The sequence below is a fragment of the Streptomyces antimicrobicus genome, from assembly GCF_020532625.1.
In the GTDB taxonomy this organism is placed as follows: Bacteria; Actinomycetota; Actinomycetes; order Streptomycetales; family Streptomycetaceae; genus Streptomyces; species Streptomyces antimicrobicus.
Genome location: NZ_JAJAUY010000012.1, coordinates 12,628 through 27,345 on the forward strand (window position 1 = coordinate 12,628; position 14,718 = coordinate 27,345).

The 14,718-nt window shown below is 75.1% G+C and carries 14 protein-coding genes; 5 read left to right on the plus strand and 9 right to left on the minus strand.

The annotated features are described in order from the left end of the window. Positions 1 to 4: 4 nt before the first annotated feature. Both LG632_RS05175 and LG632_RS05180 read left to right on the plus strand, forming a co-directional pair. On the plus strand, positions 5 to 1,432 hold the full coding sequence (locus LG632_RS05175) for an MFS transporter (RefSeq protein WP_226725582.1): 1,428 nt from the start codon (positions 5 to 7) through the stop codon (positions 1,430 to 1,432). Between the two features lie 170 nt (positions 1,433 to 1,602). Then, positions 1,603 to 2,376, plus strand: a complete 774-nt coding sequence (locus tag LG632_RS05180) for a DUF8817 family protein (RefSeq protein WP_226725584.1) — start codon at positions 1,603 to 1,605, stop codon at positions 2,374 to 2,376. 22 nt (positions 2,377 to 2,398) lie between these two features. On the opposite strand, the gene LG632_RS05185 is transcribed toward LG632_RS05180, so the two are convergent. The 5 genes from LG632_RS05185 to LG632_RS05205 all read right to left on the minus strand — a co-directional run bounded on the left by LG632_RS05185 (position 2,399) and on the right by LG632_RS05205 (position 6,874). Next, entirely contained in the window at positions 2,399 to 2,776 is a 378-nt protein-coding gene (locus tag LG632_RS05185) for a peptidase inhibitor family I36 protein (protein ID WP_226725585.1), read from the minus strand. Next, positions 2,773 to 3,393, minus strand: coding sequence for a hypothetical protein (locus LG632_RS05190; RefSeq protein ID WP_226725587.1), 621 nt, complete (start codon positions 3,391 to 3,393; stop codon positions 2,773 to 2,775). Before LG632_RS05190 ends, LG632_RS05185 begins: the two co-directional genes overlap by 4 nt. A 72-nt stretch (positions 3,394 to 3,465) precedes the next feature. Then, a complete protein-coding gene (locus LG632_RS05195) occupies positions 3,466 to 4,899 on the minus strand; it encodes an amidase (RefSeq protein WP_226725589.1) in 1,434 nt (477 codons plus the stop codon). A 13-nt stretch (positions 4,900 to 4,912) separates the two neighbouring features. After that, positions 4,913 to 5,683 (minus strand): NPP1 family protein, encoded by a 771-nt coding sequence (locus tag LG632_RS05200; protein WP_226725591.1) that lies wholly within the window; start codon positions 5,681 to 5,683, stop codon positions 4,913 to 4,915. Between the two features lie 285 nt (positions 5,684 to 5,968). Beyond that, positions 5,969 to 6,874: a LysR family transcriptional regulator gene (locus LG632_RS05205; RefSeq protein ID WP_226725592.1), complete on the minus strand. Its 906-nt coding sequence runs from the start codon at positions 6,872 to 6,874 to the stop codon at positions 5,969 to 5,971. A 284-nt stretch (positions 6,875 to 7,158) separates the two neighbouring features. Between LG632_RS05205 and LG632_RS05210 the strand changes: the two genes are divergently transcribed. Together LG632_RS05210 and LG632_RS05215 are read left to right on the plus strand one after the other, a co-directional pair. Further along, positions 7,159 to 7,743: a DUF6817 domain-containing protein gene (locus LG632_RS05210; RefSeq protein WP_226725594.1), complete on the plus strand. Its 585-nt coding sequence runs from the start codon at positions 7,159 to 7,161 to the stop codon at positions 7,741 to 7,743. 44 nt (positions 7,744 to 7,787) lie between these two features. Beyond that, entirely contained in the window at positions 7,788 to 8,264 is a 477-nt protein-coding gene (locus LG632_RS05215) for a macro domain-containing protein (protein WP_226725596.1), read from the plus strand. 32 nt (positions 8,265 to 8,296) lie between these two features. Here the strand turns inward: LG632_RS05215 and LG632_RS05220 are convergent, their stop codons facing one another. From LG632_RS05220 to LG632_RS05230, 3 genes are all read right to left on the minus strand, one after another. Beyond that, positions 8,297 to 9,547, minus strand: a complete 1,251-nt coding sequence (locus tag LG632_RS05220; protein WP_226725597.1) for a cytochrome P450 family protein — start codon at positions 9,545 to 9,547, stop codon at positions 8,297 to 8,299. Positions 9,548 to 9,647: 100 nt separating this feature from the next. Beyond that, positions 9,648 to 11,846, minus strand: coding sequence for a PE-PGRS family protein (locus LG632_RS05225; protein ID WP_226725599.1), 2,199 nt, complete (start codon positions 11,844 to 11,846; stop codon positions 9,648 to 9,650). A gap of 83 nt (positions 11,847 to 11,929) precedes the next feature. Then, a complete protein-coding gene (locus tag LG632_RS05230; RefSeq protein WP_226725600.1) occupies positions 11,930 to 12,523 on the minus strand; it encodes a TetR/AcrR family transcriptional regulator in 594 nt (197 codons plus the stop codon). Between the two features lie 117 nt (positions 12,524 to 12,640). On the opposite strand from LG632_RS05230, the gene LG632_RS05235 reads away from it, so the two are divergent. Beyond that, positions 12,641 to 13,432 carry an SDR family NAD(P)-dependent oxidoreductase gene (locus LG632_RS05235; protein WP_226725603.1) on the plus strand — a complete coding sequence of 264 codons (792 nt, stop codon included), beginning with the start codon at positions 12,641 to 12,643 and terminating at the stop codon, positions 13,430 to 13,432. A 371-nt stretch (positions 13,433 to 13,803) separates the two neighbouring features. Here LG632_RS05235 and LG632_RS05240 read toward each other — a convergent pair whose 3' ends face one another. Continuing rightward, a complete protein-coding gene (locus LG632_RS05240) occupies positions 13,804 to 14,454 on the minus strand; it encodes a DUF4232 domain-containing protein (RefSeq protein WP_226725604.1) in 651 nt (216 codons plus the stop codon). Between the last annotated feature and the right edge of the window lie 264 nt (positions 14,455 to 14,718).

Here is a 14,718-nt window from a genome sequence, read left to right on the forward strand (position 1 = left end):
CGAGATGGGGCAGGACGTGGGACGGCGGGGCGGTACCGGACGCACGGACGACGGCGGGGGCGAGAGCGGCGGGCGGGGCCGGGCCGGCGACCCCTCCCCCGGGGACGGCGCCGGCGGCGGCGCGCCGCGCGGGCTGATCGCGCAGCTGCGCAGGCCACCCGGCGGTCGCGACGCGCGCATCATGCTGCTCGGGCAGTTGCTCGACCGCACCGGCACCGGGGTCTGGGCCGCCGCCTCGGTCCTGTACTTCACGTTCGTCGTCGGCCTCGACGCGGGCCGCCTGGGCCTGATGCTGGGTGTCGCGGCGGTGGCGGGCATCGTGGGCTCGCCCGTCGCCGGGCATCTGGCCGACCGGTTCGCCGTACGGCACCTGCTGATGGCCTGTCACGCGCTGCGCATGGTCGCGCTCTGCGCGATGCTCGCGGTGACGCGCTTCGAGCTGCTCCTGCTCCTCGTCGCGGTCACGCACCTCGGCGACCGGGCCGCCAAGACCCTGGAGATGCTCTTCGCGACCCGGGTGGCGGGCGAGCGGCGGGCGACGTACCAGGCCCTGTCCCGCAGCGTCGCCAACGGCGGCTACGCCGTCGGCGCCGGCCTCGCCGCCGTGGGCCTGGCGGTGGGGACCCCGACCGCGTACCGGGTGCTGATCCTCGCGAACGCCCTGTCCTTCCTCGCCGCGGCCGCGCTGGTGTGGCGCACCCGGGAGCCGCGCGGCCGCGGCCGGCTGGTCGCGCCGCCGGCCCCGCCGGGCGGAGCCCCGCCCGGACCGGGGGCGGAGCAGGGCGGCGGGAGGAGCCCGTGGCGGGACCGCGGCTACCTGCGGTTCGTCCTGCTGGACATCCCCTTGAACCTGGACGACGCGATCCTGAACGTCGGGCTGCCGCTGTGGCTCGTCCACCACACCACGGCGCCCCACGCCGTCGTGCCCGCCTTCCTCGCGCTCAACACGGTGCTGGTCGTGGTGCTCCAGCTCCACGTGTCCGCGCGCGTCACGCGGCCGCGGCAGGCCGCCACGGCCGTCGGCTGGTACGGCGCCTTCCTGCTCGGCTCCTGCGCACTGCTCGCCCTGGCCCCCGGCCAGGGTCCGTGGGCGGCGTCGCTGACCCTGCTGGCCGCCGCGGCACTGGTCACGGCGGCGGAGTTGGTCCGGTCGGTGTGCTCCTGGGAACTGGCCGTCTCCCTGGCACCGCCGGCGGCCAGGGCCTCGTACCTGGGCGTGGCCGGCATCTCCCCCTCCGTGCAGAAGGCCGCGGGGCCGCTGCTGCTGACCGGCGCGGTGATGGCGGCCGGTCCGGCGGGCTGGCTGGCCCTCGGCGCGGGCGTGGCCGGTCTGGCCCTGGTCCAACGCCGGGCCGCCCTCGTCCGCCTGGACCAGGTCCGCCCTGACGCGCCCGCCCGGCCGGCCCCCACCGCCGGAGGCGGCCGCTCCTGAGGGGACCCGCTCCTGAGGCCGGCGCCCGGCCCGAATTAAAGGGCGGATAAAAGTCTCATGTGCGCGCCTCGCCGCGAGTCGTCAGAGTGGGCGGCGCGCGTCCGCCGGTTCTTCCGGGACCGGCCGACGCGGCCTGCCGGACGCGCGATGCGAGAGGCGAGAGGTTCGAGATGACGAACACGACCGAAGAGCTGACACCCGACGAGACCACGGTGCCCTTGCTGCCCTGCGTCTCGGTGGAGGAGACCCTGGCCTTCTACCGGGCGCTCGGTTTCACGACGACCTACGAACAGACCCGGCCCTACGTCTATCTGGCCCTGTCCTACAGCGGTTTCCAGCTCCACTTCACCAAGGCGCCCGCCCATGTGGACCCCGACCGGGAGGACGGCGGCGGCTGCCTGGTGATGGTCGACGAAGTCGCCCCGTACCACGCCGCGTTCACCCGGGCCATGCGCGGCGCCCACGGCAAGGTGCTCACCACGGGGCGGCCTCGGATCACCCGGTTCCGGCCGGGTGCCAGCCGCTTCACGCTCGTCGACCCGTCCGGCAACTCGATCATGTTCATCCGGCGCGACGAGCCGGCCGAGTTGGAGTACGGCGGCTCCAAGGAGCTGAAGGGCCTCGCCAGGGCCCTGGACAACGCCCGCATCCTCGTCGAGTTCAAGAACGACGACCACCTCGCGCTGAAGGTGCTCACCGTCGCCCTGCGCCGGCACGGCGAGCGGGCCACGCCGCTCGACCTGGGCCGCGCGCTGGCGTGGCTGATCGAGCTGGGCACGGTCCTCGGCGAGCGGGACGCGGTGGACGCCTGGCGGGCCCGGCTGGCCGCCGTACCGCTGGACGCCGGCCAACGGCGCTCGATCGAGGACGAGTTGCGCGACCCGGACGACCTCGGGCTGTGGCCGTCGCCCCCGGAGCGGGGTGACGCCCCGGGGGTCTCGTAGGCGGAGTGCCGTCAGCGGCTGGTCAGCAGCTCATCGCCCAGGTGTGGGAGTCGCCGTCGTCGTTGGCCGCGGCGTTGTGGTTGACCTCCTGGCCGGGGGCGAGGCAGAGGGTCATGTGCCCGCCCAGGCCCGACGCCGAGTAGACCTTCACGTGGTCCTTGATGCCCGGGCCGGAGATGCCGTGGTTGGCCCAGGAGGAGTCCTCGTCGGCGATCCAGCTCTCCCACCAGCCGTCGTCGCCGGACCAGTTGGCGCGCTGGCCCGTGTAGTCCGCGTGCTCCCAGGCGCAGAACTCGCCGCTGGGGCAGTCGGCGGCGCCGGCCGGTCCGGCCGCGGCGAGCCCCGCGGCCAGCGTGAGGAACACCGCGGCGGTGGAGGTGAGCAGCCTGCTCTTCTTCATGAGGGGAGGTGACCTTTCCTGTGGGGGGTGGGGCGGCCGGCCAGCAGGCCGGCCGCTCGGTGCAGTGCGCGGTCGCGCAACTGGCCGTAGGTGGTGATCTCGTCGCGGTGGGCCGCGCGCACCTCGGCGAGCCGTTCCGGCTCCAGCCGGGTCCGCAGTTCTTCGAGGCCGCTCGCCCGCACGCAGGGCGTGTCGCCGTCGGCGCAGGCGGCGCGGCGGGCGAGCGCCGCGCGGTAGGCGGGATCCCGTCCGAGGCGGGCCTGGGCCTCGGGGAGCAGGTTGTTCACGGTGACCTCGGCCCGGAACCAGCGGGCCTGGTCGCCGTAGAGGAAGCGGTGCGCCCGGGCGAGGCAGCCGTCGGTGTGCGCCCGTACGGTGTATCCGGTGGCGAGGGTCACCGACAGCTCGGTGGGGCCGGTGCCGAAGAGCACCTCCTGGCGCGGAGGCGGCCCCGCCGCACCCTGCTCGGTCAGGCACCGGTCCACCAGCACCTGCTGAGCCGCCTTGATCAGTTCGCTACGGCCCTGCTCGGTCGGGGGAAGCGCCGGCTGGGTCCGCGCCCCCGCACAGCCCCACAGGCACCACAGGCAGCAACCGGCCGCGAGCGCACGGACCATCCTCCAGCCGGTCGCCCGCGACCGGGCAGCACTGAACCCCACACCGAGTGGAACGATCAAGGACCCGCGAGGTCACGGCCGCCGGTGGGCCCAGGGGCGGACGGTCTCCAGCTGCGCGGCGACGCGGAGCAGGGTCGGTTCGTCGTCGCGGCGGCCCACCAGCTGGACGGCGAGCGGAAGGCCGTCGGCGGCGTGGCCCGCCGGGACGGAGGCGGCCGGGTGACCGGTGACGTTCCACAAGGCGGTCCAGGCGACCATCGGGCGCGAGCGGGCCACCGCCGTCAGCAACCCCGCGCCGTCCAGCGCGCCGACCGGGCGCGGGCGGGCGGCCAGGACCGGGGTGAGCAGGAGGTCCATGGTGGCGAACATCCGGTCCGCGCGCTCCGCCAGCCGCTCCCCCGCGCGGACCCCGCGCTCGACGGCGGATTCGGGCAGCAGCCGGGCGAGCGCCAGCGTGCGGCGCGTGCGCCGCTCCAGCAGGTCGGGGCGCTCGACGGTGTCGGCCTCCGCCCGTACGCCCCCGCAGAACTGCGCCACGAACGCGGCCGTCGCGTCGGGAAGGCGGGGCCGGACCTCGCGGACCTCGTGCCCGAGCTCGCGCAGTGCCCGTACGGTCTCCAGCAGGGCGCGGACGTGTTCCGGGTGCGGGCGCACGCCGGGCACGGCGGGCTCGGCGCAGTAGCCGATGCGCAGCCGGCCCGGCGGGGTCTCCAGGGCCCGGAGCCAACTGGTCGCGGTGGGGCGGGCGGGGAACCGGTCCGTGGGCGCGGACCCGGCGAGGACGTCGTAGAGGAGGGCGCAATCGCGGACCGTGCGGGTCAGCGGGCCGACGGTCCCCAGGGCGTACCACAGGTGCGGGTGCGGGGCGGTCGAGACCCTGCCGCGCTGCGGTTTGAGGCCGAACAGCCCGCAGCAGGCCGCCGGGATGCGCAGGGAGCCGCCGCCGTCACCGCCGAGCGCCGCGCCGACGAGTCCGGCGGCGACGGCCGCGGCGCTGCCGCCGCTGGAGCCGCCGGGGGTGCGGGTGGTGTCCCAGGGGTTGCGGGTGTGGCCGTACGCGGCGGACTCGGTGAACGGCCACTGGCCGAACTCGGGCATCGCCGTCTTGCCGACGATGACGGCTCCGGCGGCGCGCAGGCGGCGTACGGCCTCGGAGTCGGCAGCGGCGGGGGTGCGCTGGGCGGCGCTGCCGAAGGTGGTGGTCTGGCCGGCGACGTCGAGCTCGTCCTTCACGGCGACGGGCACGCCGTGCAGGGGGCCCTCGGCGCGTTCCGCGTCCCGGGCGTCGGCCTCGGCGCGGGCCTGCTCGGCCATGACGACGCGGAACGCGCCGAGGGCCGGGTCGAGCCGCGCGATGCGGCGCAGCGCGGCGTCGACGAGGGCCCGCGAGGTGAGCTTGCCGGTCCGCACGAACTCGGCCTGGCGCTCGACGCCGAGGAACATCAGGTCCGCGTCGTCGTCGGCCTGGTGGTCGGGGCTCGGGCGGTCCGGGTTCAGGGCGTCCATGGGGGTGCGGGGCCTACTGGTACGGGTCGAAGGGGATGCCCGCCGGCTTGGCCTCGGCCAGGTGGGACTGGAAGGAACCGTCCTTGAGCCCGAAGTGCGCGCTGCCGAAGTCGGCTTGGCTGAGCTTGTCGCGCAGGGCCGTGGAGGGGTAGCCGTTCCAGCCGACCAGGGCGGGGAACTGCCAGGTGTGCTTGTGGTTCTCCGGCGGCTCGTCGTTGTTGTTGGCGGGGCGGAAGCAGTGCGTGCTGACGCCGTCCTTGTGGTAGACGATCTTCGGGTGGGTGCCGTCCCAGCGGATCTGGTCGCGGGAGTAGACGTTGAAGTCGCCGTGGGCGGACGTCGCCACGTACTTCGCCTCGTTGTTCTGGATCCACACCACGACGTGCTCCCAGTCGTGCCGGTGGCCGCCGAGGCTGATGCCGGGGATGGCCTGGTCCTTCTCGAAGTACAGCCCGTAGATCACGGCGCACCAGCCGTTGTTGCAGGTCGCCCGGGAGTAGCCGTTGGTGTTGTCGAGGTCCCAGGAGTCCCGGCAACTGCCGTTGAGCGCTCCGGTGGGGCTGAGGCCGCCGTTCAGCACGCCGTTGGAGCCTATGGCGGGAGTCGGGTAGCAGCCGTCGGTGTCGTAGTCGTACGCCGGCTGGAAGGTCCGCTCCATCGGATCGGCGTTGGCCGGCAGCGCGGGCGGCGGAGCCGCGAACGCGACCTGGGGGACCCCGACGACGAGGGCGACGGCGGCGCCGCCGACCACGAGCGATCTCCGGATGTGACGCTTCGTCCGCACGGCGGGCCTCCCGGGCCGTTGGGGGTAGGGGCAGGTGGGGCGGGCAGGGCGGTTGGAGCGGTGGAGCGGCAGGAGCGGTGGCACGGTACGAGCGGTGGGGCGGTAGGACGGCAGGGGTGGGCGCGGCGCGCGGCACCGCGGCTACCGCCGGGTAGCGAGCCCCGAGCATCATTGGCCAACCGGCTCGGCGGGGCAAGGGTCCGGGAGGCAAACATCTTTTGACGTACGCCCGTCGAGCCCGTCGGCGACGGTCCCGGCGACTCAGGTCCCGGCAACGGTGTCGGCTCAGCTCCCGGTAGCGGTGTCGGCGGCGCAGCCCTCGGCGACGGTGTCGGCGAAGGCCCGGGCGAGCGGGGTCAGGGCGTCCCAGCGGCGCGCCGCCCAGCCGACGGGCAGCGGCGGCAGCGCCGGCACCGGCACGAGCCTCAAGGACCCGTCGGCCTGGGCCCGTAGCCCGGGAACGGCCGGTACGACGGTGTGCCCGAGGCCGAGTTCGGCGAGCAGCAGCGCGGTGTCCCAGTCCGCCACGCTGGTGTCCGAGCCGACCCGGATGCCCAGTTCGGTGAAGGCGGCGTCCAACCGTGCGCCGGAGAGCGAGTTCCGCGGGAGCCTGATCAGCCGGACGTCCGTCAGATCGGTGGCGTCGAGGGACGGCCGGTCCGCCAGCGGGTCGTCCGCGCGGACGGCGAGAACCCAGGGCAGGTCGACCACCGGCCGCTGTTCGATGCCCGGCACGGGCGTGCCGATGGTGACCCAGGCCAGGTCCAGCGTGCTCGCCAGGAGCGCGTCGAAGCAGCGCCGGGTGGAGGTCTCGGTCCGGAACTCCAGGCTCGCTCCGGGGTGGGCTCGCCGGAAGCCGACGATCGCCTCGGCCATGAAGTGCCGGACGGTCGCCCCGCCGGTACCGACCCGCACGGACCCGCCCTCGCCGACCGCCAGGTCGGCGAGCCGGCGCAGGGCCCGGTCCAGCCCGCCGATCCCCTCGGCGGCGGCCTCGTGGAGGATCCGCCCGGCCTCGGTCGGCACGACTCCGCGGGGTCGGCGCTCCAGCAGGCTGACCCCCGTCTCCCGCTCCAGCCGCTTCACGTGCTGGCTCACCGCCGACTGCGTGCAGCCCAACTCGCGTGCCACGCCGCTGAGACTTCCGGTCGCGCACACGGCGACGAACACCCGTAGATCGTCCAAGGTCACAACGCCCAAGCTAGAGCTTGGGTTTGGGCAAGTAAACCCCAGGATTGACTGGGTTCGGGCCGGCGCGGGAGCATGTCGCGTGGGCCCAGGCGGCAACCTGTCCGGCGGGCCGCACCCGGTTCCGGAGCCGGGCGCGCGCACGCCGGACGGGTGCCGACCCCATACCGCGACGGGTACCGACCCCGTACCGCGCAGTCCGTGCAGCTCGTGCGGTTCCGCGCAGTCCGCAGGGACCGGAAAAGAACCGGACAGGACCGGAAAGGACCGGAAAGGACCGGAGCACCGTGATCGACTCGTCCTCCGCGGCCGAGCGCGCCCTCAGCCTGTTGCGCCGGGCCGGCGCGCAGGACGTGGCCCACCCCGGCGGCACCCTCCTGACCCACCTCCGTCGCGTACAGGCGCGCCTCGCCTCGTGGCAGGCCCGGCCGGTCCTGCAACTCGCGGGCCTGTGCCATGCGTCCTACGGCACCGACGGCTTCCCCACCGCGCTGCTGCCGCTGGACCGCAGGGCGGAGCTCGTGGCGGCGATCGGCGCCGAGGCCGAGGCCGTCGTGTACCTGTACGCGGCCTGCGACCGCAAGGCGACGTACCCGGGCCTCGGCGAGCCCGACGCCGTGTTCCACGACCGCTTCACCGGGCGGACCCTCGTTCCGCAGGCGCAGTCGCGCCGCGACTTCGTCGAGCTCTCGGCCGCCAACGAACTGGACCTGGCCCACGAGGACCTGGCCTTCCGGGCCGCGCACGGCCCGGACCTCCTCGCCTTCTTCACCCGCGTGCGGCACCTGCTGGGCCCGGCCGCCTGGCACGACTGCCGCACCTTGCTCGCCGCCCCACCGGCGCCGGCGCGGCGGCCCGGCAGCATCCCCTGACGAGGAGCGGAGGGGCTGTCAGTGGCCGCGCGTAAGGTCGTGGCATGGAACCGATCACGATCCTCGCGGGAGACGCCACGAGCCCGCAGGCCAAGGGCGCGAAGATCATCGCGCACGTCTGCAACGACCTCGGCGGCTGGGGCAAGGGCTTCGTCCTTGCCCTCTCGAAGCGCTGGCCGGAGCCGGAGGCGGACTACCGCGCCTGGCACCGCGGTCGCGCCCGCAACGACTTCGGGCTCGGCGCGGTCCGCCTGGTCCAGGTCCGCCCCGACACCTGGGTCGCGAACATGGTGGGCCAGCGCGGCATACGCACGGGCAGCTCGGGCGTGCCGATCCGCTACGAGGCGTTGGAGCGCTGCCTGACGGCCCTCGCGGACCACGCCCTCGATCAGGGCGCTTCCGTGCACATGCCGCGCATAGGGTGCGGTCTGGCCGGCGGGAAGTGGTCACGCGTGGAGCCGCTCGTCGAACGGGCGTTGTGCGCGAAGGGCATAGCCGTGACGGTCTACGACCACGCCTGAGGCGGCCCGAAGCGCCCGCCCGGACCGAGGCCTTATGGGCGGGGTCCGGCTGGTGCCGCGACCCCTTCGGGGGTGAACGTCACCGGGAGGGCCTCGGGACCGCGCAGGCCCGCGGGGCGCCAGCGCAGGGCGTGCGGCGGGACCGCCAGGGCGAGGTCGGGCAGCCGGCGCAGGGCGGTGCCGATGGCGATCTGCCCTTCGAGGCGCGCCAGGGGTGCGCCCAGGCAGTAGTGGATGCCGTGGCCGAAGGCGAGGTGGGCGTTGTCCTGGCGGGTGATGTCGAGGCGGTCGGGGTCCGGGAAGCGGGACGGGTCACGGTCGGCGATGGCGGAGGCGATCAGTACGGTGGCGCCCCGCGGGACGGTGACGCCCCCGATCTCCGCGTCCTCGCGGGCGAACCGGGCGATGCCGGGGTTGACCGGGCCGTCGTAGCGGAGGAACTCCTCGATCGCGCCCGGCAGGAGGTCCGGGTCGGAACGCAGCAGCGCGAGTTGGTCGGGGTGGGTGAGGAGGGCGGCGATGCCGCTGCCGATCAGGTTGACGGTGGTGATGTAGCCGGCGACCAGCAGCAGGAACACCATCGCGATCAGCTCGTCCTCGGTCAGCCGCTGGTCCGCGTCCCGGGCGGTGGTCAGCGCGCTGAGCAGGTCGTCGCCGGGGTGGGCGCGCTTGTCCTGGACGAGTCCGGTGATGTAGCCGCGCATGTGCTGCCACGCCTCGTTCAGCACGGCCGGGTCGGGCGGCTCCGCGCCCCGCACGATCATGCGGTCGGTCCAGTGCTGGAAGTCGTGGCGGTCGTCGACGGGCACGCCGAGCAGTTCACTGATGACCGTGACGGGCAGGGGGAGGGCGAAGTCCGCGATGAGGTCGGCGTGGCCGGCAGGGACGACGGCGTCCAGCAGGCGGTCGGTGAGGGCCTGGATCCGAGGCCTCATTCCGGCCACGCGGCGCGCGGTGAACGCCTTGGAGACCAGCCGCCGCAGGCGGGTGTGGTCGGGCGGGTCGCTGCGGAGCATGGTGCTGAGCATCGACTCCCGCTCGGTCTCGGGCAGCTGCCGCAGCAGCCGGGTGTCGGAGGCGTCGCGTACGTCGCTGCTCAGGCGCGGGTCGGACAGGGCCGCGAGCCCGTCGTCGTAGCGGGTGACCAGCCAGGCCTCCAGCCCACCGGCGATGACGGCACGGCGCACCGGGCCCTCCTCGCGCAGTCGCCGGTACAGCGGGAACGGGTCGGCGACGAAGGCCGGGTCGGCGTACGGCAGGGGGACCGGCGGCTGATCCGTCATGGCGTCGCCTCCCGGGGCTCGGTCATGGGCTCGGTCATGGTGTCGCCTCCGAAGGTCCGGCGTGCCCGTCGAGGCCAGGGACGAGGATATATGCCGTTTGTTAACGACTGTCCGGTTCCGGTCGCGTCTCGCGGGTCGCGCAGGCGGCCATGGCGCGGATGACCGGCACCGGAATGCCCGGGTTGCGGGCGGCGGTGGCCGCCGTGCGGGGGTCGCGGAGCCGGGCCGCCAGGGCGGCGGCCGGCAGGGCGCGCTCACCGAGCGCGGCCGCGCGAACGGCAGAGTCGGGGTCCTCGGTGAGCCGGACGGCGTCGGCGAGGGCGAGCCGCGGGTCCTCGGCGGCCCGGAAGCGCACCTCCGGGTCCCGGTCACGGGCGAACCGGGCGACGAGCTCCGGGGTCGAGCGCGGGTCGTCCAGCGCGAGCCGCCGCATCCGCCCGTGCGGGTCGTCCGCGAACCGCAGGAGGCCTTCGCGGGGGAAGTTGGGGTGCGTGCGGGGCCGGCCGGGGAACGAGAGACTGCCGGTCCACCACGTCCAGATCCGCAGCAGCATCTCGGCGGGTGCGTCGTCGCAGGACTCGGCGAGGAAGAGTTGCACCACATGGTCGGTGTCCCAGGCCAGGCGCTGGACCACGTCGGGCGGGAGCCGCCGGGCCCGGGCGACGCTGCGGCGGACGAGGACGTGGGAGGAGGCGGCGAGGCGGCGCATCGCCACGGGGTCGTCGTGCTGTTCCACGACCCACGGGAGGGCATGGGTGCGGGTGCCCGGGTCGATGTCCACGGGGACCGCGGCCCGCTGGTCCTCGGTGAGATCGGGGCGGAGCGCGACCACGTGCCGGACGCAGCCGTCGGCGTCCGCCGCGAGCCGGGCCACCGCCTCCCGGGAGAGCCGGGTGTTGCCGGCGAGCGCCTCACGCAGGCGGCCGTCGGCGGTGTCGAGGAGGTGCGCGACGAGGTCCGGGGCCAGCAGGCACCGCCGCACGGCCTGCTCCCCCAACCCCTCGGCCTCGAACACGGCGCGGGACAGCGGGACCTGCTCGTGGTGGCGGAGCCGGGCGGCCGCCCGTACGGCGGCCGCCTCGTCGGTGAGGAGCGCCTGGCGGCGTTCCGGACTCAGGGCGGTCCATGCCGCCGTGCGGCAGGCGTCCGCCCGGACCCGCGCGTCGGGGTCCTTGGTGAGGCCGGTGGCGAGGCGGGCGGGCAGGCAGGTCAGGCGCGCCGCCTCGGCCCGCACGCGCGGGGAGGGGTCGGCGACCAGGAGCGCGCAGATGTGCTCCGCCAGGGCGGCACCGTGGTCGGCGGCGATCGAGGTGAGGATCCACCGCTCGCGCTCGGTGGCAGCCGCGTGCAGCAGGCGGGTCCAGTGGGCCGGGGTGAGGTCCCGCCCGAAGTCGGCGACCGCCAGCCTGACCTTCGGGTCGTCCTGCGTCACGGCCAGCTCGACGCGTTCGTCCGGCGGGAGCAGGTGGATCAGCGCGGTGCGGTGGCGGATCAGGGTGCGGCGCACGTCGTGGGGGGTGTTCCGGTTCCTGAGGAGCCCCTCGACCCAGCCGTCGACCACCGCGGGGGCGGGGCCCTGGCCGGGGGCGGGGCCGGGGGCGGGGCCCGGGCCGGGCAGGAAGGCGGCCCAGACAGCTGCGCCCTGTTCGGGGGTCTCGCGGGCGGCGGCCTCGGCCGCCGCCGCGATCCGGCCGCTCACTCCGGTCACCACCAGGGCCCGTCGCCTCGGGGGCGTGGAGGTCGCCGGTGGCGTCGCGGGCAGGGCCGCTGCCGCGAAGGTCTCGCCGTCCGTGGTCGCCAGGAGCAGGCCGCGCGGATCGGGTTCGGTGCCCGTGAGCAGGCCGGCGACGGCCGGGACGGGGTCGGCGGCGAGGACCCGGACCCGCCGCCAGGCGCCGACCCCGCGGCGACCGGCCGGGGCGTACGGCCCCTCGAAGGCGAGCAGGAACTCCTGCCTTCCCCGCAGCACGAGCCGAGCCGCCTCCACCGCGGTGACCCCGACGGCACCAGCCGCCTCGGCGAGCGCGCATCCACCCGGCCCGGCCTGGCCGAGGGCACCTTCCCCAGCCGCCTCGGCACGGGCCCGGGCGAGCGCGTCTTCCCCAGCCGCCTCGGCACTGGCCCGGGCAAGGGCGTCTTCGCCCGAAGCGGACTCGGCCGCGCTGGTGGTCAGGAGGCGGCGGGCCGTCTGCGGTGGGCGTACCCCTGGGACGTGCCACGTCCCCAGGGGCTCCAGGCGCATGCGGGAGAGCAGCGCCTCATAGGAGTCCTCGCCGCGCTGTCCGTGCTCGTCGCCCATGACCGCGACACACCTCCCCCTCAGGTCGGGCCGTCATCCTCCCCCAGGCCCGCGCCGCCCGGTCCGGCGGGGGGCAAGGTCGGCTACGGGGTCGGGCGCAGGCCGGTCAGGAGGACGTTCAGGGCGAGGTCGGTGGCCTCGCTCACGGGGGTGTCGTCGAGGAGGCCGCCGACGGCGAGGGTGGCCAGGCCGTGCACCGTCGAGAAGGCGACCTGGGCCAGGCGGATCGGGTCGCCGGGGCGGACCGTGCCGTCCTGCTGGGCCTCGGCGATCAGTCCGGCGGCGATCTCCAGGGCGCGGTGGCCGAGTTCGCGCAGCTCGTGCCCGGGCTGCGCCTCGTGCTTCGCGGTGAACATCAGCTGCAGCAGCGCGGCCCGTTCGACCGCGAAGCCGACGTACGCCCGCCCGAGCGCGGTCAGGCGTTGCCCCACCGGCCCGGGGCCGTCGGCGGCGGCCTGCAGCCGCCCGTTGAGGGCGGTGAAGCCGCCGACCACGAGCGCGTCCAGGACGGCCTGACGGTCGCGGAAGTGCCGGGTCGGAGCGGCGTGGCTGACGCCGAGGTCGCGGGCGAGACCGCGCAGGGAGAGTCCGGCGGTGCCGGACTCGGCCAGGACCGCTTCGGCCCGTTCCAGCAGGGCGGACCTGAGGTTGCCGTGGTGGTAGGCGCCTTCGGGCACTGAGCTCTCCTCCGGGGACGGTCACGACGAGGCGAATGTTGGCGGTTGACTACAATGTTTGCGGATGCCTACATTGATTATGTCGCACCGTGGGGCGGCAGAACGGGAGCAACCGACGTGACCAGCATCTCCTACCGGGGGACCACAGCCCTGATCACCGGTGCCAGCGCCGGCCTCGGCGAGGAGTTCGCCCGCCAGTGGGCCGAGCGCGGAGCCGACCTCGTGCTCGTCGCCCGCCGGCTGGACCGGCTCGAAACCCTCGCCGCCGAACTGGAGAAGGCGTACGGCGTCACCGCCACGCCCCTCGCCGCGGACCTCACGCTGCCGGGCGCCGGCGCGGCGCTCCGCACCGAGCTCCGGGAGCGCGGCATCCGCGTGCAGACGCTCGTCAACAACGCGGGGTTCGGCAGTCACGGGGCCTTCCTCGACCAGGAGCCCGGCGAGATCGCCCGCATGATCCAGCTCAACATCGGCGCGGTCGCCGAACTGTCCCGGGCCTTCCTCCCCGACCTGGTGGCCGACGGCCGGGGCGCCCTGGTGAACGTGGCGAGCACGGCCGCCTACCAGCCCACGCCCGCCATGGCGGTCTACGGCGCGACCAAGGCGTTCGTGCTCAACCTCACCGAGGCGCTGGCCTACGAGACGCGCCGGTCGGCGCTGCGCGTGCTCGCGGTCTCGCCCGGCCCGGTCAGCACCGAGTTCTTCGACGTGGTCGGCACCCAGGACGCGGCGGTCGGCCGGATGGCCACGCCCGCCGAGGTGGTGACGGCGGCCCGCCGCGCGCTGGAGCGCCGTAGCACCCCGCCGAGCGTCGTCGCCGGACTCGGCACCCACCTGTCGGCGCTGGCGTCCCGCTTCGTCCCGCGCCGCGTGGCCCTGACGGTCGCGGGTCGCGCCCTCAAGGCCTGACGTTCGGGGTCGCGCCCGCGGGGTCTGACGGCGCGACGGCCCTCATCAGCGGTACGGGCCCGCCCCGTGCTCGTACGCCGGAGCGGAGCGGCCCTGCGTACGGGGCGGAGGAGGGCGAGCGGCGTCAACCGCCCTCCGGCAGCCGCCGTTCGAGGTCGCGCAGGTCCTTGCCCAGCGAGGAGCGGACCTTGCGCCCCAGGTGCGGCCTCACGGACGCCCTGGGTCCGCTCGGTGTCGTGCCGCCGGTCCATGGCGTACGCCGCCACCCGGTCCGGTGGGAGCGGGATCACCCGTTCGGCCGTCACATCGATCGGCATCGGCTGCTCCTGGCCGGGGGACCGTCCCGGACGTCCGTGCGAGGCCGCGGCGGTTCACACCGGGCGGACGAACGCGGCGAGCTCGACGTCGTCCGGGTCGCAGACGTTGAAGACCGCCGGGGAGCCGTCGGCCTTGGTCACCTTGACCGTGCGGTCGACGTCCTTGGGCAGGGCGAACTGCACCGACGACGCCTGGACGGCGCACACCTCGCGGCCGGAGGCCGAGCCCTCGTCGTTGACGTCCTCGTAGTGGACGTACGCCGACGCCGACTGACCCGGCTTGAGGTCGACCGCGTCGGTGCTGCTCCCGGCGTTGTCCACCATGACCGGGCCGGCCTTGCCCTGGTCGTCCTTGGCGGTCAGCGTCGACGGGCCGACGATGGTGCACGGCGCGCTCGACGCGTTCGTCACCGTGAGCACCGCGGCTGCCGGTTGCTGCGGGCTGGAGTGGTGGGGCGAGACGGCGAAGCGCACGGTGGTGTTCTTCGTCGTGCAGGCGGCCATCACCCCGTCGTCTCCCCCGGCCGCCTTGCCGGGAGTCGCCGAGGCCGACGCCGGGGCGCCGGAAGTGGCGCCGGCGGGACTCGCCGGCGCGCTGGCCGACGTACTGGCCGAGGCCTTGGTCCCGTCGCCCGACCCGCAGGCGGTCATTCCGAGCCCCGCCACCAGGATTCCGGCGACGGCAGCGGCACATCGCATACGCATGCTGCATTCCCTCTCGACGCTCGTACCTCGGTGGACACCTGCGTTTCCAGCCGTAACGACTCCCGCAGGCGCCACCGGCCCGGTTCGGCCCGGCCGCGCCACCCTCCCACGGCACGCCGCCGTTCCACCCCGGCCGCCCGACCTCGGCGCGTCGCCGCGCACCGCACGGCGCCGCACCGGGCGGCCGGGCTCCGGTTCGGAAAGCGGAGGCGGGGGCGGAGGAGTCCGTGCCGCCCGCCCCTTCCCCCGCCCCTGTGTTCCCGG